The following is a 23,012-nucleotide window of genomic DNA, read 5'->3' as shown; positions in this document are numbered from 1 at the left end:
CCTGTTGTTCTTGGACGACAGCAAGCCGGTCTGCATTGGGTCACATCAGGAAATACCCCCAATGCGAGGCCGCAAACAAGAAAAAAGGCCCTCGCGCTGGCGAGGGCCTTGTTGGGGATGCGTGCCGTCTCGGGTCGAGAGGGCCGTAGCAGTCAATCCGCGTAGCAGAGGGCATGCGCTGCCGCACGCCCTCCGATACGCCGCGTTTAGAACTGGTACGAGGCGCGCAGGTAGTAAGAGCGTCCGGTCGGATCGGCGAAACGCGGATCGTAGTTGGCCTGGAAGACCTCTTGCTGGTTCGAGTAAGGCGGATCGCGATCCGTCAGGTTCTTCACACCGAAGGTAAGGTTCAGCCCCTTCATCGCGGCCCAGCCGACATAGGCGTCCAGCGTGGCGTAGTTGGTCACGGTGTTCTCGGGATCCTGATCCTTGTAGCCGCTCTTGTAATGCGCGTTCGCACCAAAGGTCCACTTGTTCAGGTTCCAGACGGCGGAAGCCGAATGCTGCCAACGGAAGATCGGACCCACGCCAACGTACTTGCCGACGTTCTGGTTCCACGGGCCGTTGATGAAATCCTGATACTCGTACTTGTCAACCCAGGTGCTGTTCAGACCCAGCGTCAGGCGTCCCATGCTGCCAAGACTCTGGCGGAAGATGGCGCTGATGTCGACACCATTGGTGTTGGTGCCGCCCAGATTCTGCTGCCGCAGGTCCAGGTATCCGCAATCCGAGCCCGGGCAGGAGAAGCCGTCGATGGACAGGTCACCCGACGCATTGCGCTTGATGTACTGGGCAAAGGTGGTCGCGTCGCCCAGCACCGTGGTTTCCGACAGCGCAGAGATCGTGTTCTTCAGGCGCAGCCACCAGAAGTCGAGACCCAGGGACAGGTTCGCGGTCGGCTCGACCACGAAACCGACGGTGAAGTTCTTGGACTTCTCGGGTTGCAGATCGGTATTGCCGCCGGTCAGGCGCTGGAACTGCACATTGCAGTTGAGTGCCTGCGACTTGCCGGGAATGGCGGTGCCGTTGGGGCAGTTGACCGGGTCGTTGACCGTACCGGTATTGGTGTAGGCCGGCGCTGCATTCAGCTCATACAGCGACGGTGCCCGGAAACCCGTGGAGTAGCTGCCGCGCACCAGCAGTTCCTTGAACGGCTGGAAGCGCAGGCCGACCTTCGGATTGGTGGTGTTGCCGAAGTCGCTGTATTTGTCGTAACGCACCGCGACCGTCAGGTCCAGGGTCTTGAGCAGAGGGACGTTGATTTCCGAATAGACGGCCGACACATTGCGCTTGCCTTCGGAGAGCGAGTTCGGATCCACGCCCGTGCTGGCCTGCAGCAGTTCGGCCACCGGCGTGTTGGCCTTGGAGATGAAGTCTTCCTTGCGGTATTCGGCGCCCACCGCGATGGCCACATTCCGCCCGGCACCCAGCCAGTCGCCCAGTTCGCGGCTGGCGCGGCCGTCGACCGTGGTTACCTTGCCCTTGTGATTCTGCAGATTGCCGCCCAGCAGCGCATCCTGGATGAAGGCCTGACCGGCCGCATCCTGCGCGCCGAACGGATTGATGATGCCGTTCAGCATGCCCTGGGTGATCTTGTTGCCGTCCGAATAGCCGGACACGATCTCCTTGATCTTGTTCTCGTTGTAGCTCACGCCCGCCTGGTAGTCCCAGCCGGCCACGACGCCATCCATGCTCAGCAGCAGACGCTTCTGATCATTGATCGAGCTGTTGGTGCGCTGACCGCCATCCATCGCGCGCCACTTCACGACGATGAAGCCGGGCTGCAGCACCACACCCGGCCGCGGGGTCATGTTGGTTTGCGTGAAGTTGGGATTGAGCGTGAACCCGGGCGTCACGGTACTACCCGGGTTGCCGGGATAGTAGGGATTCGGCGTGCCGTCGGGGCGCGTCTTGTTCATCCACAGCGAGCCGTAGGGCACCGGGGCGATGCGGGTCGTCGACTCGTTGCGCGTGGCGAACAGCTCGGCGGACAGGTTGTGGTCGTTGCCCAGGCGCAGCGTGCCCTTCAGCATGCCCGACTTGCGCTCGGTATCGGCCGTGTAATCCACGAACTTGGATGTCGCGATCAGGCACGAACTACCGTCACCGGCGGGGATCAGGAAAGAAGGATCCGTGCAGCCCGGGCCGGCGGGGTTGGCGGTTATGGCGCCACTTTGGAAATAGTTGGCCGGGAAGGGCGTGGGCGACAGGCCACCCGGGAAGCGGGCGTTGAAAGGCCGCTCCTGACCGCCAATCGGATCGGTCTTGGAAATGTCGACGAAGCCGAAAACATTGAAGCCGTCCTTGGCCAAGTCACCCACGCCGAAACCGACGTTGGCATTGCGGCTCTTGCCGCCCTTGGCTTCCGGAATATCCACGCCAGCGGTGATCGTGGCCCCGGCGAAGTCTTTGCGCGTGATGAAGTTGATCACACCACCGATGGCATCCGTGCCATACAGCGAAGAGGCGCCGTCACGCAGCACTTCCACGCGCTGCAGGGCGGCGAAAGGAATCATGTTCAGGTCGGGGGCCGAACCGTCGATCGCGTTATTGGCGATACGACGGCCATTCAGCAGCACCAGGGTCTTGCTGGCACCGATGCCGCGCAAGTCCGCGAATGCGGCACCGCCGGTGCCCGAGCCCACTTGCTGGCTGGAGCCTTGGGTCATCTGCACCGCGCTGAGCGAACTCATGATCTGTTCGACCGAGGTCACACCCTGCGCCTTCAGGTCGTCCATCTTGATGACGGTCACTGGAACAGAAGTTTCTGCGTCGATGCGCTTGATCGCCGAGCCGGTGATTTCGACACGCTCGAGCTGCTGCTGGGCCATGGCCGGCAGGGCCATCGCACCAAGGGCCAGCAACGCGGCAATATTGGTGCTCTTTCTCTTGAACATTGGGAACTCCTTGTGGAAAAACGAGGCTGAATCGCGTCACTCGCCCGGATAAGACGACGCCGCAGACCTGTCTCAGTGGTTATTCAAGTTTCCGCGGCGGCGCCTATCAGCCGCCCCCGAGAGATCCCTAGGCCCGCCGCCGAAGCCCCGAAATCTTGCAAAACATAAGGGATTACCCCTTCGAATCTTGCTGTTCGGGCGCCTTGTGCGTTGTCAGCACACGACGACATCCAACGCCCTGCAACACGAGTGGGTGTCGCGCAAGTGACTCGTTGGCCCATCGCCACAAGGAAAGTCACCGAGTGCGGTGAGCGCACCCCGCTTCCAGAATTTGTCGCTCGTTTGTGCATTCAAGTTACTGACTGCAAATCGGCAGACACACGGTAACAGTCTTGGCCAGAGGCCACCAACTATTGGAGTAGCCATGTTCAAAAGAACCAAGGTAAGCACCGCAGTTGCCGCCATCGTCAGCGGCGGCCTGCTGCCGATCGCAATGCCCGCGATGGCGCAGAGCAGCGACAAGATTGAGAAGGTCGAGACCGTCGTGATCACGGGGTCGCGCATCGTGCGCCCCAACCTCATCAGTTCCACCCCCGTGCTCTCCGTCACGCCGGAGACCATGAGCAATCTGGGCATGGAGAACTTCGCCGACATGGCGACGCAGCTGCCCCAGTTCGCCCCCGCGTTCGGCTCCTCGCGCACCCAGTCGACCTTCTCGGGCGTCGAGTCCTCGGGCCTGAACAACGCCAATCTGCGCAATCTCGGCTCCGGCCGCAGCCTGGTGCTGATTAACGGCCGTCGAGTGCCCGGCGGCACCTCGACCGACACCGCGGTTGACTTCAATTCGATCCCGACCGCGAACATCGAGCGCGTCGAAATCATCACCGGTGGTGCCTCGGCCATTTATGGCGCGGACGCGATGGCCGGTGTGATCAACATCATCACCAAGAAGAACGTTCAGGGCATCGAACTGGGCGTCAGCTATGGCGTCGCCGACAAGGGCGACAACAAGAACCCCAGCGCCTCGATCCTGATAGGTGGCAAGTTCGGCGATGCCGGCCGCGGCACCCTGACGATGGAGTTCGTCAAGGAAGGTCATGTCAGCTGCGCCGACCGCGACATCTGCAAGGACGACTTCGCCTGGTTGGCCCCGGACAGCCAGGTCTTCGGCCCGGGCGCCCGCTCCGGCGTCGGCGCCAACGGCCGTTTCTTCGTGGGTGGCGCCAGCTATACCCGCCGCGGCGACAGCTTCACCGATGCCAACGGCGCCCTGATCCCCTTCTCGGTCGCGACCGACGGCTACAACCGCAACGGCCAGCGTGACATGGCCATCCCGACCAAGCGGATTCTGGTTGCCGGCGAGGCGGAGTACAAGCTAAGCAACAACATCAAGGCTTTCGGCGAGTTCAACTACGCGAACAACTCGGTGGACTCCTCGTTCGAGGGTCACCCCTTCCAGTCGCAAACCAACCTGTATGGCGGCCAGCAGGTCACGATCCCCATCAACAACCCGTTCATGCCTGCGCAGCTGCGTACGGCCGCACAAGCGGCCGGCGTCACCGAGATGACCTGGTGGCAGCGCTTCGGCAATGAGACCCTGGGCGGGAACCGCGGCGCCAGCAGCGACCGCACGATGGTTCGCACCGTGTTTGGCGTCAAGGGCGAACTGGACAGCATCGCCGGCTTCGGAAGCGACTGGCGCTGGGAGGCCTCGCATACCTTTGGCCGCACCCGCGTGAATCTCGGTACCGAGGGCTCGGTGAGCCTGTCGCAGCTCTACAGCGGCCTGCGCGTCGAGGCCGATCCGGCCAACCCCGGCCAATACCGCTGCATCGACCCGATCGCCCGCGGCAATGGCTGCATACCGATCAATCCGTTCGCGCCCTACACGGCGGCAATGGCCAATGCGCTGAGCGTCAAGACCACGTCGGTCGGCGCCAACTCGCTGAATGACAGCATCGTCTCCCTGTCCGGCTCGATCTTCAAGCTGCCGGCCGGCGATGTGCGCACCGCGGTCGGCGCCGAATACCGCACCTTCTCGGGCTACCTGGATCATGACACCCAGATCAACCTGGGCAGCGTGACCGGCAACCGGATCGGCGATACCGACAAGATCAAGACCGGTACCCGCGAGTTCTTCGCCGAGGTGCTGGTGCCGGTGCTGGCCGACAAGCCCTTTGTCAACTCGCTGAACCTGGAAGGCGCTTTCCGCAATTCCGAGTCGCGTGGCAAGAGCTATGAGACCTGGAAGTTCGGCGGCGACTGGGAGCCTACCAATGGCCTGCGCTTCCGCGCGATGAAGGCGCGCGCCGTGCGCACCCCGGTCCCGGGCGAGCTGTCCGGCATCGGCCAGACCTTCGGCGTGATCAACGACCCCTGCACCGCATCGCGCCGCAATGCCAATCCGACCCGCGCGGCCAACTGCGCCGCCGATGGCGTGCCGGACAACTACAGCCCGGCCCTGTCGATCGAGCAAAGCGTCGAAGGTCTGTCGGGCGGCAATGCCAATCTGAACCCGGAAAAGGGCACCACGCTGACCTATGGCTTGGTGTTCCAGCCCAGCTTCGTCAAGGGTCTGTCGATCGCGATCGACCGCTTCGACATCGAAGTGGCCGACATGATCACGACGGTGTCCCGTCAGGTGGCCGTCAACCTCTGCTATGACACGCCGAACCGGCTGCTGTGCAGCTCCAAGACCCGCGGTACGCACCCGTTGATCCCCGGCGCTACCTATGTGCTGCGCGCGGTCGACGAGCAGCTGCAGAACGTCGCGTCGATGAACATCAAGGGCGTCGACATTGATGTGCGCTATGCCTTCCAGGCCGGCAGCTTCGGCGACTTCGACCTGTCGGCCGTCGCCACCGTCTACGACAAGGCATCCCTGCTGCCGCTGGCGGGCGAAGACCCGGTGGATCTGCTGGGTCAGGCGGGCGGATCGACCTCCGACCAGGGCTTCATCAAGTTCACGGCCAATGCCAACATCGGCTGGAAGAAGGGTCCGTTCAAGGCCAACTGGAACATGCGTCACATCGGTCGTGCCGATATGGCGGTGGGCACGACGGAAGAAGGCTTCCCCAAGATCGGCGCACATACCTATCACAATGTGCGTGCGGGCTACACCATCAACAAGAATGCCGAGGTTTACTTCGGTGTGACCAACTTGTTCGACAAGAAGCCGCCGCTGTTTGCCTCCGGCACCTCGGGCACCCAGGCGCTGGACACCATCCCCGGCTACTACGACATCTTTGGCCGCTCCTACTTCGTGGGCGCGAACTTCAAGTTCTAAGCCGATCACGCAGCAAAAACGGCGCCCTCGGGCGCCGTTTTTTTATGCCCGATCGGGCCGAGTTCAACCCGCCTTGACCTTCAGGCGCCACGCATGCAGCAGCGGCTCGGTATAGCCGCTCGGCTGCTCCTTGCCCTTGAACACCAGGTCCAGCGCCGCCTGGAAGGCCGCGCCCTGCGGATTCGCGGCCAGGCTCCGGTAGGCCGGATCGCCGGCGTTCTGGCCGTCGACCACCCGGGCCATGCGCGCGAAGGTCTCGCGCACCTGGGCCTCGGTCACGACACCATGCTGCAGCCAGTTCGCGATGTGCTGGCTGGAGATGCGCAGGGTGGCGCGGTCCTCCATCAGGCCGATGCCGTTGATATCCGGCACCTTGGAGCAGCCGACGCCCTGATCGATCCAGCGCACCACATAGCCGAGGATGCCCTGGACGTTGTTGTCCAGTTCCTGCTGACGCTCGGCGGCGCTCCAGCCCGGCTCCTTGACGACGGGAATCGTCAGCAGCTTGTCCAGGATCTCCTCGCGCTGCGCGTCCGCGTCGATCTTCTCCAGTTCCCGCTGCACGACCGCCACATGCACCTGGTGGTAGTGCAGCGCATGCAGAGTGGCCGCGGTGGGCGACGGCACCCAGGCGGTGTTCGCGCCGGCCTTGGGGTGCGCGATCTTCTGCTCCAGCATCGCGGCCATCAGGTCCGGCATCGCCCACATGCCCTTGCCGATCTGGGCGCGGCCGCGCAGGCCGCAGGACAGGCCTACCAGCACATTGCTGCGCTCGTAGGCCTGTATCCAGGCGCTCGTCTTCATGTCGCCCTTGCGCAGCATCGGACCGGCCAGCATCGCGGTGTGCATCTCATCGCCGGTGCGGTCCAGGAAGCCGGTGTTGATGAAGGCCACGCGGCTGGCGGCGGCGGCGATGCAGGCCTTCAGGTTGACGCTGGTGCGGCGCTCCTCGTCCATGATGCCCAGCTTGACCGTGCTTTCGGCCAAGCCCAACAACTGCTCGACGCGGCCGAACAGCTCGGCGGCGAAGGCCACCTCGGCCGGGCCATGCATCTTGGGCTTGACGATGTAGATCGAGCCGGCGCGCGAGTTCCCCTTCCTCTTCAGGTCATGCAGCGCGATCGTCGTCGTGATCACCGCATCCATGATGCCTTCGGGGATCTCGGCCCCGCCGTCGAGCAGGATGGCCGGGTTCGTCATCAGATGGCCGACATTGCGCACGAACATCAGCGAGCGGCCGTGCAGCTTCAGCGCGCCGCCCTGCGGGGTCTGGTACTCGCGGTCCGGGTTCAGACGGCGCGTGAAGGTCTTGCTGCCCTTCGCCACCTCCTCGGTCAAGGTGCCCTGCTGGATGCCCAGCCAGTTGCTGTAGGCCAGCAGCTTGTCCTCGGCATCCACCGCGGCGATCGAATCTTCCAGGTCCAGGATGGTGGACAGCGCGGCCTCCAGCACGACGTCGCTGATGCCGGCGGCATCGCTGCCGCCGATGGCCGTGCCGCGGTCGATCCGAATGTCCAGGTGCAGGCCGTTGTGCACCAGCAGCACCGAACTCGGCGTCGCGGCCTCGCCCTGATAGCCGGCGAACTGGGCCGGATCGACCAGCCCGGTGCTGATCGCGCCACCCAGGCTCACCACCAGGCGGCCGTCCTCGACCTTGTAGCCGGTCGCGTCCTTGTGCGAGGCGCCGCCGGCCAGCGGCGCGGCCTGGTCCAGCACCTGACGGGCGAAAGCGATCACCCTGGCGCCGCGCACCGGGTTGTAGGCTCCTGCGCGTTCGGCGCCGTCGGCCTCGGGAATCGCATCGGTGCCATAGAGCGCGTCGTACAGCGAGCCCCAGCGCGCGTTCGCCGCGTTCAGCGCATAGCGGGCGTTCAGGATCGGCACTACCAGCTGCGGGCCCGCCTGCACGGCCAGCTCCGCATCCACATGGGCGGTCGTGGCCCGCACCTCGGCGGGGACCGGCACCAGGTAGCCGATCTTTTCCAAGAAGGCCCGGTAGGCCGGCATGTCGGAGATCGGCCCCGGGTGGGCGCGGTGCCAGCCATCCAGCTCGGCCTGCAGCCGGTCACGCTCGGCCAGCAGCGCGGCGTTCTTCGGCCCCAGCTCATGGGCAATGGCGTCGAAACCGGCCCAGAAGGCGGCGCTGTCCACGCCGGTGCCGGGCAGCACCCGGTCCTCGATGAAGCGGTACAAGGGCGTGTCGACTTGCAGACGGTGGCAGGCGGTGCGTGCGGACATGGAGAACTCCGGGCAGTAAATAAGAAAAGGGCCAGTTGACTGAAATTTATGCGAGAGCAAGCCCTTGATTCATGCCGTCAAAAGCATTGAATCCCTGATGTATTTGCACAAATCAGCGTCATGCACGCATCAATCCGCCGGCCGCACGCGCACAATCCCGCGCCATGGACCGACTCAAGCAGATCGAATCCTTTGTGCTGGTGGCCGCCAAGGGCAGCCTGACCGCCGCGGCCCAGACCGAGGGCGTGGCGCCGGCGGTGATGGGCCGGCGCATCGACGCGCTGGAGGAACGCCTGGGCGTCAAGCTCTTGGTGCGCACCACCCGGCGCATCACCCTGACCCACGAGGGCAGCGCCTTCCTGGAGGATTGCCAGCGCCTGCTGGTCGAGTTCGCCGATGCCGAGGCCAGCGTCAGCGCCGGCGGGCTGAAGGCCAGCGGCCATCTGCGCATCACCGCGCCGGCCGGCTTCGGGCGCCGCCATGTGGCGCCGCTGCTGCCGGAGTTCCTGGCCAGGCACCAGGAGCTGAGTGTCTCGCTGAATCTCAGCGACCGCGTGGTGGACATCGTCAACGAGGGCATCGACTGCGCGGTACGGGTCGGCGACCTGGTCGATTCCAGCCTGGTCAGCATGCGCCTGGCCGACAACCGGCGCCTGTGCGTCGGCGCACCGAGCTATCTGAAGCGTGCCGGCCCGCCCAAGCACCCGGCGGAACTGGCACGCCACCAGGCCCTGGGCCTGTCTTCCGAGGCCAGCCAGACCCGCGGCTGGGCCTTCATGGTCGACGGCGAACTGGTGCACTGGCGCCCCAGCGGTCGCCTCGACTGCAGCGACGGTCAGGTGCTGCACGACTGGTGCCTGGCGGGCCTGGGCCTCGCCTGGCGCAGCCTGTGGGAGGTCGAGGGCGACCTCCGGGCCGGCCGGCTGCAGGCGGTGCTGGAGGATTTCGCCGCGCCGCCCAACGGCATCTACGCCGTCGTGCCGCAGCGCAAGCACCTGCCGCTGCGGGTGCGCCTGTGGATAGACTTCCTCAAGCAGAACTACGGCAATCCCGCCTACTGGAACCGCAGCGACAACACCACGCCCACGCCATGACCCAGCTCGAAACCCTGCTCGCCGGCCTGCACATCCTGGCCATTCTCAGCCTGGTGGTCTTCCTCAGCAGCCAGGCGGCGCTGTGCCGCATGGAATGGATGAATGCCGCGGTGGTGCGGCGGCTGGCGCGGCTGGATGCGATCTACGGCGCCACGGCCATGGCCGTGCTGGCCACCGGTCTGGCGCGCGCCTTCTGGGGCTTCAAGGGCGGCGCCTGGTACTGGGGTCAGCCCTTGCTGCATGCCAAGCTGGGCCTGTTCATCGTGATCGGCCTGCTGTCGATCCAGCCGACGCTGCGCTTTCGCCGCTGGGTCAAGGCCCTGGATGCCAGCGGCGCCCTGCCGGCCGAGGCCGAGGTGAAGAGCACGCGCGCTCGCATCATGCTGCAGGCCCATCTGCTGATGCTGATCCCGATCGCCGCGGTGATGCTGGCCCGCGGCATCGGCACGCGCTGAAATGACAACAGCCCCTCGCGAGGGGCTGTTGCTGCATGAAGCCCGAAGGGTTCAGGCTTTCTTGCTCAGGCATTCCTTCATGAAGGCCTTGCGCTCGTCGCCGGTCTTGCCCTTGGCGTCGGCATTGCAGGTCTTCATCTTCTCCTGCTGCGGCGTGCCGGTGGCCGCGGCCGTGGCGGCGGGCTTGGCGGACAGGCATTCCTTCATGAAGGCCTTGCGCTCGTCGCCCTTCTTCTCGCCGGCATCCTTGTTGCAGCTGGTCATCTTGCTCTGTTGCTCGGTCGGCTTCTTGTCGTCGGCATGGGCCGCGCCGACGGCGGCGAAGGCCAGGGCCAGCAGGGCGATGAGGTGCTTCATGGTGAGGGCTCCTTCCTGATTGTTAGAGCATGGTTGGGGTCGGCGGATGCCGCGTCGATTCCAACACAGCAACGCGGCCCGCTCAAGCTCGGTTTACCGCCGTGCTGCGGCGAGCCACCGGATGTCTACAGGATGCGACGGGGATGCGCCAGCGCCTCATGCGCCGCATGCAGGCGCCGCACCAGCACCTGGATGAAGGCGCGGTCGAAGCGATGCTGGCATTCGGGGCTCAAGCCCCCCAGCGACTCGGGCGTGAAGGAGATCGTGGTGCAGATCTCGCTGACCTTGATGTCGGTGCTGTGGCGGCGCAGGTCGGGATTGGGTGCCAGATAGGCCATCTCGCCGACCGAGGTGCCCTTGCCGAGGGTGGCCACCAACTCGCCATCGCGGAACACCTGCACCTCGCCCTGGGCGATGATGTGGAAGCTGCTGCCCTCCTGGCCCTTCTTGTAGAGCGCGTAGTCGAGCGGGTAGCGCCGCCAGCGCGCGCGATGCACCACCTCCCACAGTTCCACATCGCCGAAGTCGGCGAAGAACTCCAGGTCGCGTAAAAGATTGAAACGCTCGGAGTCCTTGACCTCGTAGAGCCGCGCCAGCGGCACCAGCTGCCGCGACACCAGTTCCGAGAGCGCGCGGCCGAAAGCCTCCCAGTCGGCATAGCGCTCGCCCGGATGCTTGGCCAGCGCCTTCAGCACCACCGCGTCCAGCTCCGGCGTCACGCCGCTGCGCTGGCCCACCAACGAGGCCGGGGCCTGGTGGTAGATCTGGTGCATCAGGGCCATCTGGCTGGGCGCGTCGAAAGGCGCGCGGCCGGCCACCAGGTGGTAGAGCACCGCGCCCAGCGAATAGATGTCGGCCCGGCCGTCGACGTCGCCGCCCTCGATCTGCTCGGGCGGCATATAGGCCAGCGAGCCGACCCGGTGCACCTGGGTCTCGTCCGAGCGCAGGTTCAGCGCGCTGCCGAAGTCGCTGACCTTGACGTCGGTCACCTGGCCCTGGCTGTCCAGCACCGCCAGCAGATTGGCCGGCTTGACGTCGCGGTGGATCAGGCCCTGGCGAAACACATAGGACAGGGCCATCGCGCACTTGAAGCCCAGCTCGACGATCTGATCCAGCGGCAGCAGCCGGTCGCTGCGGCAGAAGCTCTTCAAGGTGACGCCCGGCACGTACTCCATCACCAGATAGGGGGTCTCCGGATCGGGCACCGCATCCAGGATCTGCACCACGTTCGGGTGCGAAAGCCGCCCGGTCAAGGCCGCCTCGGCGGCGAAGAAGCGGGTGCCGAACTGCCCCTCGGGGCCGCTGCGGCTGGTCTGCAACCAGGCGCGCACCCGCTTGATCGCCACCTCGACGCCCTGGAACTCGTCCAGGCCCAGGAACACATCGCTGGTGGCGCCCTCGCCCAGACGGCGCAGCACGCGGTACTTGCCGATATAGGCCGGCAGGTCGGCGCCGGCGGGCGGGATGGTGGTGGGCGAGCTGGAGTCCATGACCATGGCGGCCATCATATGCGCGCGTCGCGGGGGCGCAGTAACAGGCTCTTAGAATCCGCCTCATGATTCAAGCCAAGCAGGATTTGCTCGCCGCCCTGGGCGAGGCCATCCAAGAACTGAGCCCCGGCGCCGAGTTGGCGCCCGCTTTCGAGTCGCCCAAGCAGGCCAGCCATGGCGACTTCGCCTGCACGGCCGCCATGCAGCTGGCGCGCCCGCTGAAGAAGAACCCGCGCGAGCTGGCCCAGGCGCTGATCGAGGCGCTGCAGCGCCGCCCCGCCTTCCAGACCTGGGTCGAGGCGCTGGAGATTGCCGGCCCCGGTTTCATCAACATCCGCCTGAAGCCCGCCGCCAAGCAGGCCGTCGTCGCCGAGGTGCTGCGCGGCGGCAGCGGCTTCGGCGCGCAGGTGTCCAACGGCCAGCATGTGATGGTCGAATTCGTCTCGGCCAACCCGACCGGCCCGCTGCATCTGGGCCATGCCCGCCAGGCGGCGCTGGGCGATGCCATCTGCAGCCTGTTCGCCACCCAGGGCTGGGACGTCACCCGCGAGTTCTACTACAACGACGCCGGCGTGCAGATCGCCACCTTGGCCACCTCGACCCAGGCGCGCCTGAAGGGCCTGAAGCCCGGCGCCGCCGGCTGGCCCGAATCGGCCTACAACGGCGACTACATCCAGGACATCGCCGACGATTTCCTGGCCAGGAAGACCGTCAAGGCCGATGACCGCGAGTTCACCGCCTCCGGCGACATCGAGGACATCGACAGCATCCGCCAGTTCGCCGTCGCCTATCTGCGCCACGAGCAGGATCTGGACCTGCAGGCCTTCGGCCTCAAGTTCGACAACTACTTCCTCGAATCCAGCCTCTACGGCAGCGGCGCGGTCGAAGCCACCGTCGCCAGGCTGGAGGCCTCCGGCAAGACCTTCGAGGAAGGCGGCGCGCTGTGGCTGCGCAGCACCGACTACGGCGACGACAAGGACCGCGTGATGCGCAAGTCCGACGGCAGCTACACCTACTTCCTGCCCGACGTCGCCTATCACATCAACAAGTTCCAGCGCGGCTACACCAAGTGCGTGAACATCCAGGGCACCGACCACCACGGCACGATTGCCCGGGTGCGCGCCGGCCTGCAGGCGGCCAATGTCGGCATCCCGCAAGGCTTCCCGGACTATGTGCTGCACAAGATGGTGCTGGTGATGAAGGGCGGCCAGGAGGTCAAGCTCTCCAAGCGCGCCGGCAGCTACGTCACCGCCCGCGACCTGATCGACTGGACCAGCCGCGACGCGGTACGCTTCTTCCTGCTCAGCCGCAAGGCCGACACCGAGTTCACCTTCGACGTCGACCTGGCGCTGAAGCAGAACGACGAGAACCCGGTCTTCTACGTCCAGTATGCGCACGCGCGCATCTGCTCGATCATCCGCAACTGGGTGACGGCCGGCGGTGATGAAGCGCAGCTCGCCGGCGCCGACCTGAGCCGGCTCACCGCCCCGACCGAGGCCGCGCTGATGCTGAAGCTGGCCGACTACCCGCGCGTGCTGACCGGGGCCGCCGACGGCCTGGCGCCGCACGACCTGGCCTTCTATCTGCGCGATCTGGCCGGCGCCTTCCACAGCTACTATGCGGCCGAGCGCGTGCTGGACCAGGCGCCGGAGCTGACCCGCTCGCGCATCGCGCTGCTGGCGGCCACCCGCCAGGTGCTGCGCAATGCACTGGCCGTGCTGGGCGTCAGCGCGCCGGAGGCCATGTCGCGCGACGCGGCCGCCGCCGAAACCACCACCGATTGAGCGACTTTGAGGAGAGTGCATGTCTAAGGTCCGGGCCAGCCAGCGTGGCGGCTTCGTCCTCGGTTTGATCGTCGGCCTGCTGCTGGGCCTGGGCATCGCCCTCGGGGTGGCGCTCTACATCACCAAGGTGCCGATTCCCTTCGTCAACAAGGTGCCGCAGCGCACCGCCGAACAGGACGCCGAGGAAGCCGCGCGCAACCGCAACTGGGACCCCAACGCCAGCCTGGGCAGCCGTCCCGGCGCCAAGGCGGCCAGCGGCATGGTGGGCAGCCCCGCCCCCGTGACGCCGGCGGAGGCCCCGGCGGCCACGCCGGCGCCCGCGGCGCAGCCCATGGCGGCCAAGCCGGCCGCCTCGGCCCCAGCGACCAAGCCGGCAGCGCCGGCCACTGCCGGCGCACCGGCCGGCGACCCCTATGTCTACTTCGTCCAGGCCGGCGCCTTCACCCGCACCGAGGACGCCGAGGCCCAGCGCGCCAAGCTGGGCATGCAGGGCTTCAGCGCCAAGGTGTTCGAGCGCGAGCAGTCCGGCCGCCAGGTCTACCGGGTCCGCCTGGGGCCGCTGGACAGCCGCGACGAGGCCGAGGCGCTGCAGCGCCGGGTCGAGGCCGTGGGCATGGAAGCCAATCTCGTACGCGTGCAGCGTTGAGCGCCAACGCTTAGGATGCGCCCGGTCGAGTTCCCGTCGTCAAAGGATTTCAGATGAAGCGTCGCGATTTTTCCTCCGCTCTCGCCGGTGTGGTCGGCGGCTTGGCCCTGCCGGGCCTCGGCCTCGCCCAGGGCGGCCCGCAGGAAGGCAAGCATTACCAGCGCCTCTCCCAGCCCCTGCCCACCACACCCGGCAAGATCGAGGTGGTGGAGTTCTTCTGGTACGGCTGCCCCCATTGCTATACCTTCGAGCCGGCCATGGAGGCCTGGATCAAGCAGTTGCCGGCCGATGTCAGCTTCCGCCATGTGCATGTGGCCTTCCGTGCCAATGTGAAGCTGCACCAGCGCCTGTTCTACGCGCTGGAGGCCCTGGGCAAGGAAAAGGAGCTGCGCGCCCGCGTGTTCAGCGCCCTCCACCGTGAGAACAAGGGCCTGGACAGCGTCAAGTCCATGACCGAGTTCCTGACCCCGCTGGGCGTGGACGCCACGAAATTCACCGAGGCCTACAACTCCTTCGGCGTGCAGACCAAGTGCCAGCAGGCCGAGAAGCTCAGCGAGGCCTACCGGATCGACGGCGTGCCGGCCCTGGGCATCGGCGGCCGCTTCTGGACCTCGCCCTCGATGGCCACCGGCGGTGTGGCGATGAACGAGATCCAGTCGGGTTTGCGGGCGTTGGAGACCAGCAACTTCCTGATCGAACGCCTGCGCAGCGGCAAGGCTTGACGCGCCTTCGCCCGAATCCGGGGCTAGAATGGTCTGCAAGAACTGTGCCGCAATGACCATCAAGCCCCTCCCCTTTCGCTTGACCCTGACCGCCCTGGCCCTGCTGGCTGCGGGCTGGGCCCCCTGGTCCCTGGCGGCCAAGGCCGACCGGGACAAACCCGTCATCGTCGACTACGACCGCGGCGGGCTGGACCTGGTCAAGCAACGCACCGAGCTGGGCGGCAACGTGGTGCTCAGCAAGGGCAGCATGGTGATGCGCGCCGAGCACATGGACGTGCGCGAGACCAGCGATGGCTACTACCAGGCCTACGCCAGCGGCACCGCGGCCAAGCAGGTGACCTTCCGCCAGGCGCGCGACGTGTCCGGCGAGTTCATCGAGGGCTCGGCCGACCAGGTCGAGTACGACACCCGTTCCGACACCATGCGCTTCATCGGCAATGCCGTGATGCGCCGCGTGCGCGGCACCTCGGTGGCCGACGAGGTGACCGGCGCGGTGATCAATTACGACAACCGCTCCGAGGTCTTCAGCATCGAGGGCGGCCAGAGCTCGCCGCATCCGGCGGGCCGCGGGCGCGTGGTGCTGATGCCGCGGGCGGCTTCGGCCCCCGAGCCGGCCGCCTCGGCGCCGGGCCTGACCTTGCAGCCCAGCATCACCCTGCTGCCGCGCAAGCCCTCATGAGCGCCGCCGCCCCGCAGACGGCTCCCGTCAGCCGCCTGGAGGCCGAGGGCCTGCAGAAGAGCTATGGCGTGCGCAAGGTGGTCAAGAACGTCCACCTCGACGTGCACAGCGGCGAGGTGGTGGGCCTGCTGGGGCCCAACGGCGCCGGCAAGACCACCAGCTTCTACATGATCGTCGGCCTGGTGCGGGCGGACGCCGGCGAGATCCGCATCGACGGCCAGTCGGTGCAGCGCCTGCCGATCCACCAGCGCTCGCGCCTGGGCCTGTCCTACCTGCCCCAGGAGGCCTCGATCTTCCGCAAGCTGACGGTGGAGGAGAACATCCGCGCCGTGCTGGAGTTGCAGCGCGACGCGCAGGGCCGCGCCTGGGACAAGGCGCAGATCAGGCAGGCGCTGGACAGCCTGCTGGGCGAGCTCTCGATCGAGAAGCTGCGCGACAGCCCGGCGCCGGCGCTGTCCGGTGGCGAGCGCCGGCGCGTCGAGATCGCGCGCGCGCTGGCCACCCAGCCGCGCTTCATCCTGCTGGACGAGCCCTTCGCCGGCGTCGACCCGATCGCGGTGCTGGAGATCCAGCGCATCATCCGCTTCCTGAAGAGCCGCGGCATCGGCGTGCTGATCACCGATCACAACGTCCGCGAGACCCTGGGCATCTGCGACCGCGCCTACATCATCAGCGAGGGCGCCGTGCTGGCCGAGGGCACGCCGCACGAGATCGTCGAGAACGCCGACGTGCGCAAGGTCTATCTGGGCGAACATTTCAGGATGTAGCCGATGAAGCCCCCACGCTCACTCCGTTCACTGCCCCCCGCGGGGGCGCAGGCCGGCCTCGGGACGGCCCTGCGCCCGGCCTAGCCGATGAAACCCTCCCTGCAGGTTCGCCTCAGCCAGCACCTGGCCCTGACCCCTCAGCTGCAGCAGTCGATCCGGCTGCTGCAGCTCTCGACCCTGGAGCTGAACCAGGAGGTCGAGCAGATGCTGGCGCAGAACCCGCTGCTGGAGACCGACGAGGAGTTCGCCGACGCTCCGCCGCCCGAGATGCCGGAGCCACGCCAGAGCAGCAGCGCCGAAGACGGCGCCGGCAGCAGCAGCACGCCCGACGCCGACGCGCCGCAGGACGAGATACGTGCCGAGGACTTCGGCACCACCGAGCGCGAGGACTGGGAGAACGGCACCGAGCGCGACGATTTCGACGGCATCCGCGAACTGCCCGGCAATGCCTCCGGCAGCGGTGGCGACGAGGACGGCGAGCGCCCGGAGCAGGAATCCCCGGGGCTGAGCCTGCAGGAGCATCTGAATCTGCAGCTGGCCGGCATGATGCTGAGCCCCGAAGACCGGGCGGCGCTGCGGGTGTTGATCGAGTCGCTCAACGAGGATGGCTATCTGGAAGACAGCCTCGAGGAACTGGCCGAAGCCCTGACGGGCCCCGAGGCCGATCCCGAGACGCGCGAGGAACTGCTGGACCGGCTGCGCTGCGCGCTGAAATGGCTGCAGAGCCTGGAGCCGGCCGGCGTGGGCGCACGCGACCTGCCCGAATGCCTGCTGCTGCAGCTGCGCGCCCGGCCGCGCAGCGAGGCCCAGGCGGTGGCCATCCTGATCTGCAAGCAGCACCTGGAACTGCTGGCCAAGCGCGACCTGAAACGCCTGATGAGCCTGACCGGCGCCGACGAGACCCTGCTGCGCGAGGCCCAGGCCCTGATCACCGGCCTGGAGCCCAAACCCGGCCGCCCTTTCGCGCATGGCCAGGCCCAGGTGGTGGTGCCGGACGTGATCGTGCAGAAGGTGGGGCGCGAGTTCCGCGTCATGCTCAATCCCGAGGTGGCCCCGAAGCTGCGCATCAACGAGCTCTACGCCCAGGCCCTGCGCGCCACGCGCGGCGGCGTCAGCAACACGCCGCTGGGCGGCCAGCTGCAGGAGGCGCGCTGGTTCATCAAGAACATCCAGCAGCGTTTCGACACCATCCTGCGCGTCTCGCAGGCCATCGTCGAGCGCCAGAAGGGCTTCTTCACGCATGGCGAGCTGGCGATGAAGCCGCTGGTGCTGCGCGAGATCGCCGACGAGCTGGGCCTGCACGAATCCACCATCTCGCGCGTGACCAATGCCAAGTACATGGCGACGCGCTTCGGCACCTTCGAGCTGAAGTATTTCTTCGGCTCCGGCCTGTCGACCGAGGCCGGCGGCAACGCCTCCAGCACCGCGGTGCGCGCGCTGATCAAGCAGTTCGTCGCCGCCGAGGACGCGGCCAAACCGCTGTCGGACAGCGCGCTGTCGAACATGCTGGAGGAGCAGGGCATCCAGGTGGCACGCCGCACCGTGGCCAAGTACCGCGAGGCGCTCAAGATCGCGCCGGCAAACTTGCGCAAAACCATGTAGCCCGGCCGACCTGGGACAATACGGGCCTGAACCCTCGCGCCCCAGCCATGTCCCAGAACGAAACCCTGCACCTGTTCCTGTCCTGCCCCAGCGGCGTCGAGCCCTGGCTGGAGGAGGAGGTGCGGGCCATCCTGCCCAAGACCCATGTCGAGGCGCTGCGCGGTGGCGTTGCGGTCAAGAGCGATGCCGACGGGGTGATGAAGCTCAATCTGGAGAGCCGCCTGGCCCAGCGCGTGCTGATCGAGCTGATCGACGGTCCCTACCGCCACGAGGACGACATCTACGCGCTGGCGCGCAAGATCGACTGGACGCGCTGGATCACCCCCGCCAACACGATACGCGTCGACGTCACCGCGCAGCGTTCGCCGCTGCAAAGCCTCAACTTCACGACCTTGCGCGTCAAGGACGCGATCTGCGATGTGCTGCGCGACGCCACCGGCGAACGCCCCAGCGTCGACACCCGCTATCCGGACCTGCCGGTGGTCATGCATGTGGGCCCCGAGTACGCGACGATCTATGTCGACAGCTCGGGCGAGCCCCTGTTCAAGCGCGGCTGGCGCGAGGACAAGGGCGACGCGCCGCTGAAGGAGACCCTGGCGGCCGCGATGCTGGCGGCGGCCGGCTGGAAGGGCACGCCCGAGAGCGGCGGCGCGCTGCACGATCCCTGCTGCGGCTCCGGCACCATCGCGGTGGAGGCCGCGCAGATCGCCTGCGGCATGGCCGCCGGCATGCAGCGCCGCTTCGCCTTCGAGCGCCAGCTGCCCTTCCAGCCGCTGCGCGCACGCTGGCAGCAGATCAAGGCCGCGGCCAAGGCGCGCGAGCATGCGCCGGCCGTGCCGATCTACTGCAGCGACGTGGCCTTCCGCATGGTCGACTTCGCGCGCCGCAATGCCGAGCGCGCCGGCGTGGCCCAGTACATCCAGTTCAACGGCGGCGACGCGCTCGAGCGGCCGGCGCCGCAACTGGCCGATGGCATGCCCGGCACCGTGATGATGAACCCGCCCTATGGCGAGCGCATCGAGGTGCGCGGCAAGGCCGCGGCCTATCGCGACGCCTCCGGCTCCGAGCAACGCGACGCCGACGACGACTTCTTCCCCCGCCTGGCCGCGCATTGGAAGCGCGCCTACACGCAGAATCCGGCCGGCTGGACCGCCTGGCTGCTGTGCCCGGACATGAAGCTGCCCAGCAAGATGCGGCTCAAGGAATCGCGCCGCATCCCGATGTGGAACGGGCCGATCGAGTGCCGCATGTTCCGCTTCGACCTGGTGGCCGGCTCGGCCCGCAAGGACAAGCCGAGCACCGACTAGGTGCCTAGCGAACCGCCGACAGCGCCAGCCACCCGAGCACCGCCAGCGGCGCCGTGTCGGCGCGCAGGATGCGCGGCCCCAGGTTCATGGCCAGGAACCCGCAGGCGCGTGCGGCCTCTTCCTCGGCCGGACCGAGCCCGCCCTCGGGACCGCTGAGCACCAGGGTCTCGTCGGCCGCCGTCTGCGCACCCAGGGGCTGGGCCGCGCTCGGGCTCAGCAGCCAGCGGCGCTGCCGGGGCGCATCGAGCGGGGCCAGGTCCTGCAGCCAGGCCGCCAGCGTGCGCACCGGCGCGATCCGCGGCACGACGGCGCGCCCGCTCTGCTCGCAGGCCGCGATGGCCACGCCCTGCCAGTGCGCGACCTTCTTGTCGGCCCGCTCGGCATTCAGGCGCAGCACCGAGCGCTCGCTCATCAGCGGCTGGATGCGGGCCACCCCCAGCTCGGTGGCCTTCTCGACCAGGCCGTCCATGCGGTCGTTCGCCGGCATCGCGAGGGCCAGCGTGACCGCCTGCGCCAGCTCGCGCCGCACCGGCTGGCGCGACTGCAGCCGCACGCGCACCTCGCTGCGCCCCATGGCCAGCACCTCGGCCTGCCAGTCGTCGCCCGTGCCGTCGAACAGCAGCACCGGGCTGCCGGGCTGCAGGCGCAGCACCTGGACATGACGGGCCGCGGCGGGCGGCAGGCTGAACTCGCCGGCCTGGGCGAGCGGCTGATCGACATAGAAACGCGGGGGCATGGTCGTGATGATTCAACTTCTCAGGGCCGCAATGCTGACACAAGCTGGCAGCAGCAGGGCCTAAGAATCACGCCTCCCCGCACAAGACCCACAGGAAGGACAGCGCATGAACATGAAGACCTATCGCGGCAGCTGCCATTGCGGCCAGGTACGCTTCGAGGCCGATCTCGATCTGAGCCGGGCCAGCGGCCGCTGCAACTGCTCGATCTGCAGCAAGACCCGCACCTGGAACCAGCTGGGCCGGCCCGAACAGCTGCGCGTGCTGGCCGGCGAGGAGCAGCTGAACGACTACCAGTTCGGCTCCTGCAGCGGCCACCACCTGTTCTGCCGGCATTGCGGCGTGCGGCCGTTCGTGCGCGGCCATCTCGACATCCTGGGCGGCGACTACATCAGCATCAATCTGGCCTGCCTGGACGACGTGGCGCCGGCGACGCTGGCCGCCATTCCGATCGGCTATGCCGACGGGCTCAACGACAACTGGCACCAGGCGCCGGCGCTCACCAGCTATCTGTGAGCCCGGCCCTCAGGTCCGCAGCCCGAGCGCCTGGCGCAGCAGCCGGGCCGCATCGTCGCCCTTGCCCTGCTGCACCCGCTCGACCAGCGACAGCGCCAGCCTCTGCAGCTCGGCCAGGTCGCGGCATTGCTCGATCTCCAGCACGAACTTGTAGCCCTTCATCAGGCCCAGCTGCTTGGAGGCCTGGCCGCTGAGCAGGGCATAGAGCTGCTGGTAGTCGAGCGGGGGCAGTTCCGCGGCGGCGGCGGGCGCCGCCACGCCCACGTTCAGGTCGACATCGGCGCCGCGCGAAGCGATCAGCCCCTGCTGCAGCAGGAAGGCCAGGTCGGGCTCGGTCACGCCCTGCACCAGGCTCAACCATTGCCGCGCCGGCTTGGTCGCGTCCAGCACCAGCAGCAGATTGCGGGCGCTGCGCGACAGCGGCAGCGCGCGCGCCTTGATCTCGGCGCGGCCCGCGTCGGTCTTGCTATAGCTCTGATCCAGCATGCATTTGTCTCCTCCGCATGGCTTGACGCAAGCCTAGTCCTTCAGCGGCCGGGACGCGCGCCGGGAGTCTCAGTTTTTGTCGCGTAGTTCACGCCGCAGTATCTTGCCGACCGGGGTCTTGGGCAGGTCGGCGCGGAACTCGATGATCCTGGGACGCTTGTAGCCGGTCAGATTGGTCTCGCAGAAGGCGCGCACATCGGCCTCGGTCAGCGCCGGGTTCCTCTTGACGATCACCACCTTGACCACCTCGCCGGCCTTGGTGTCGGGCACGCCGACGGCCGCGCATTCCAGCACCCCGTCCAGCTGGGTGATCACGTCCTCGACCTCGTTCGGATAGACGTTGAAGCCGCTCACCAGGATCATGTCCTTCTTGCGGTCGACGATGCGGAAGAAGCCGCGCTCGTCCACCGTGCCGATGTCGCCGGTGCGGAAGAAGCCGTCGGGCGTCATCACCTTGGCGGTCTCGTCGGGGCGCTGCCAGTAGCCGGCCATCACCTGCGGGCCGCGGATCGCGATCTCGCCGCTGTCGCCCGGCGCCGCTTCCCGGCCCTCGTCGTCCAGCAGGCAGAGCTCGGTGCTGGGCAGGGGCAGGCCGATCGAGCCGGTGTAGGCGGTGCTGTCGGTCGGGTTGCAGCTGGCCACCGGCGAGGTCTCCGACAGGCCGTAGCCCTCGACGATCGGGCAACCGGTCTTCTCCAGCCACAGCTTGGCCGTGGCCTGCTGCACGGCCATGCCGCCGCCCACCGAGATCACCAGGCCGCTCCAGTCCACCGTGTTGAAGTCCGCGTGGTTGGCCATCGCCAGGAACAGGGTGTTGACGGCCGGCAGGCTGTGGAAGCGGTGCTTGGACAGCTCCTTGAACACCGCCGACAGATCGCGCGGATTCGGGATCAGGATATTGCAGCCGCCCAGATGCATGGACAGCATCATGTTCGTCGTGAAGCCGAAGATGTGGTACAGCGGCAGCGCGCAGACGCTCATCAGCTGCTCGTCCTGCGGCACTTTCTTGAGCGCCGGCTGATACCAGGCCTCGGCCTGCAGGGTGTTGGCCACCAGATTGCGATGCAGCAGCACCGCCCCCTTGGACACACCGGTGGTGCCGCCGGTGTACTGCAGCACCGCGATGTCGCCCGGGCCCACCTTGGGCGCGGTATAGGACAGGCCGCGTCCCCTGGCCACGGCATCGCCGTAGCGCACGGCGCCGGGCAGCTCGAAGGGCGGCACCAGCTTCTTCACCTTGCGCACGACGTAGTTGACGATCATGCCCTTGGGGAAGCCCAGCAGCTCGCCCATCGAGGCCAGCACCACATGCTTGGTGGGCACGCTGCCGATCACCTGCTGCAAGGTGGCGGCAAAGTTCTCCAGGATCACGATGGCCTTGGCGCCCGCGTCCTTCAGCTGATGCTCGAGCTCGCGCGGCGTGTACAGCGGATTGACGTTCACCACCACCAGGCCGGCGCGCAGCACCGCCGCCACGGCGATCGGATACTGCATCACATTGGGCATCATCAGCGCGACGCGGTCGCCGCGCTCCAGACCCAGGCTCTGGAAATAGGCCGCCAGCGCGCGCGAGCCCTCATCGATCTGGCCGAAGCTGATGGAGCGGCCGAGCATCTTGTAGGCGGCCCGCTCCGGATACTTCTTGAACGCCCCCTCCATCAGGTCCACCAGCGACGGATATTGCTCCGCGTTGATGTCCGCCGGCACGCCGGCGGGGTAGTTCTTGAGCCAAATCTTCTCCATCCAATGTCTCCAAATTCCGGGGCGGATTCTCTCCGATACCGGGAAACCCGAGCATCAGGGGATTCGATAGCGGTGCATGGGATGCCCTCTCGGTGCCTGCACGGCACCAGAGATGGGCATCACGGCAGCTTGTCAGAGGATTATTCGACCGCCTTGAGCATGTCCTCGACGACCTTCTTCGCGTCGCCGAACACCATCATGGTCTTGTC

18 protein-coding genes are annotated in these 23,012 nt (G+C 67.1%); 11 read left to right on the top strand and 7 right to left on the bottom strand.

The annotated features are described in order from the left end of the window. Window positions 1-206 precede the first annotated feature (206 nt). A complete protein-coding gene (locus AC07OQ_RS22840) occupies window positions 207-2,897 on the bottom strand; it encodes a TonB-dependent receptor (protein ID WP_495055439.1) in 2,691 nt (896 codons plus the stop codon). A 424-nt stretch (window positions 2,898-3,321) separates the two neighbouring features. Between AC07OQ_RS22840 and AC07OQ_RS22835 the strand changes: the two genes are divergently transcribed. After that, window positions 3,322-6,183, top strand: coding sequence for a TonB-dependent receptor domain-containing protein (locus AC07OQ_RS22835; RefSeq protein ID WP_495055438.1), 2,862 nt, complete (start codon window positions 3,322-3,324; stop codon window positions 6,181-6,183). Between the two features lie 63 nt (window positions 6,184-6,246). On the opposite strand, the gene AC07OQ_RS22830 is transcribed toward AC07OQ_RS22835, so the two are convergent. Beyond that, entirely contained in the window at window positions 6,247-8,421 is a 2,175-nt protein-coding gene (locus AC07OQ_RS22830) for a malate synthase G (RefSeq protein ID WP_495055437.1), read from the bottom strand. 164 nt (window positions 8,422-8,585) lie between these two features. On the opposite strand from AC07OQ_RS22830, the gene AC07OQ_RS22825 reads away from it, so the two are divergent. Further along, window positions 8,586-9,515: a LysR family transcriptional regulator gene (locus tag AC07OQ_RS22825; RefSeq protein ID WP_495055436.1), complete on the top strand. Its 930-nt coding sequence runs from the start codon at window positions 8,586-8,588 to the stop codon at window positions 9,513-9,515. Beyond that, window positions 9,512-9,970 carry a DUF2214 family protein gene (locus AC07OQ_RS22820; protein ID WP_495055435.1) on the top strand — a complete coding sequence of 153 codons (459 nt, stop codon included), beginning with the start codon at window positions 9,512-9,514 and terminating at the stop codon, window positions 9,968-9,970. Before AC07OQ_RS22825 ends, AC07OQ_RS22820 begins: the two co-directional genes overlap by 4 nt. Window positions 9,971-10,021: 51 nt before the next feature. On the opposite strand, the gene AC07OQ_RS22815 is transcribed toward AC07OQ_RS22820, so the two are convergent. Together AC07OQ_RS22815 and AC07OQ_RS22810 are read right to left on the bottom strand one after the other, a co-directional pair. Then, on the bottom strand, window positions 10,022-10,327 hold the full coding sequence (locus AC07OQ_RS22815) for a PsiF family protein (protein ID WP_495055434.1): 306 nt from the start codon (window positions 10,325-10,327) through the stop codon (window positions 10,022-10,024). Between the two features lie 125 nt (window positions 10,328-10,452). Then, on the bottom strand, window positions 10,453-11,823 hold the full coding sequence (locus AC07OQ_RS22810) for a serine/threonine-protein kinase (protein WP_495055433.1): 1,371 nt from the start codon (window positions 11,821-11,823) through the stop codon (window positions 10,453-10,455). Between the two features lie 59 nt (window positions 11,824-11,882). Between AC07OQ_RS22810 and argS the strand changes: the two genes are divergently transcribed. From argS to AC07OQ_RS22775, 7 genes are all read left to right on the top strand, one after another. Then, window positions 11,883-13,601, top strand: a complete 1,719-nt coding sequence (gene argS / locus AC07OQ_RS22805; protein WP_495055432.1) for an arginine--tRNA ligase — start codon at window positions 11,883-11,885, stop codon at window positions 13,599-13,601. Between the two features lie 19 nt (window positions 13,602-13,620). Next, window positions 13,621-14,247 (top strand): SPOR domain-containing protein, encoded by a 627-nt coding sequence (locus AC07OQ_RS22800; protein ID WP_495055431.1) that lies wholly within the window; start codon window positions 13,621-13,623, stop codon window positions 14,245-14,247. Window positions 14,248-14,300: 53 nt separating this feature from the next. Continuing rightward, entirely contained in the window at window positions 14,301-14,969 is a 669-nt protein-coding gene (locus AC07OQ_RS22795) for a thiol:disulfide interchange protein DsbA/DsbL (protein WP_495055430.1), read from the top strand. Between the two features lie 52 nt (window positions 14,970-15,021). After that, entirely contained in the window at window positions 15,022-15,648 is a 627-nt protein-coding gene (lptA, locus tag AC07OQ_RS22790; protein ID WP_495055429.1) for a lipopolysaccharide transport periplasmic protein LptA, read from the top strand. After that, window positions 15,645-16,415, top strand: coding sequence for an LPS export ABC transporter ATP-binding protein (gene lptB / locus AC07OQ_RS22785; protein WP_495055428.1), 771 nt, complete (start codon window positions 15,645-15,647; stop codon window positions 16,413-16,415). The genes lptA and lptB overlap by 4 nt, the downstream gene beginning before the upstream one ends. An 87-nt stretch (window positions 16,416-16,502) precedes the next feature. Then, on the top strand, window positions 16,503-18,017 hold the full coding sequence (locus AC07OQ_RS22780; protein WP_495055427.1) for an RNA polymerase factor sigma-54: 1,515 nt from the start codon (window positions 16,503-16,505) through the stop codon (window positions 18,015-18,017). Between the two features lie 47 nt (window positions 18,018-18,064). Then, on the top strand, window positions 18,065-19,324 hold the full coding sequence (locus AC07OQ_RS22775; RefSeq protein ID WP_495055426.1) for a THUMP domain-containing class I SAM-dependent RNA methyltransferase: 1,260 nt from the start codon (window positions 18,065-18,067) through the stop codon (window positions 19,322-19,324). A 4-nt stretch (window positions 19,325-19,328) separates the two neighbouring features. On the opposite strand, the gene AC07OQ_RS22770 is transcribed toward AC07OQ_RS22775, so the two are convergent. Continuing rightward, on the bottom strand, window positions 19,329-20,060 hold the full coding sequence (locus tag AC07OQ_RS22770; RefSeq protein WP_495055425.1) for a 16S rRNA (uracil(1498)-N(3))-methyltransferase: 732 nt from the start codon (window positions 20,058-20,060) through the stop codon (window positions 19,329-19,331). 106 nt (window positions 20,061-20,166) lie between these two features. Here AC07OQ_RS22770 and AC07OQ_RS22765 point away from each other — a divergent pair, with 106 nt between their 5' ends. Beyond that, window positions 20,167-20,574 (top strand): GFA family protein, encoded by a 408-nt coding sequence (locus AC07OQ_RS22765; RefSeq protein ID WP_495055424.1) that lies wholly within the window; start codon window positions 20,167-20,169, stop codon window positions 20,572-20,574. 9 nt (window positions 20,575-20,583) lie between these two features. Here the strand turns inward: AC07OQ_RS22765 and AC07OQ_RS22760 are convergent, their stop codons facing one another. Together AC07OQ_RS22760 and AC07OQ_RS22755 are read right to left on the bottom strand one after the other, a co-directional pair. Continuing rightward, window positions 20,584-21,060 carry a hypothetical protein gene (locus tag AC07OQ_RS22760; protein ID WP_495055423.1) on the bottom strand — a complete coding sequence of 159 codons (477 nt, stop codon included), beginning with the start codon at window positions 21,058-21,060 and terminating at the stop codon, window positions 20,584-20,586. Window positions 21,061-21,129: 69 nt separating this feature from the next. Continuing rightward, window positions 21,130-22,803, bottom strand: a complete 1,674-nt coding sequence (locus AC07OQ_RS22755) for a long-chain-fatty-acid--CoA ligase (protein WP_495055422.1) — start codon at window positions 22,801-22,803, stop codon at window positions 21,130-21,132. Window positions 22,804-23,012: the final 209 nt, after the last annotated feature.

The organism is Roseateles sp. GW821-FHT09B06 (assembly GCF_059418245.1).
Note: the sequence above shows the minus strand (reverse complement) of the source record. Positions and strands in the feature narration are given on the sequence as shown.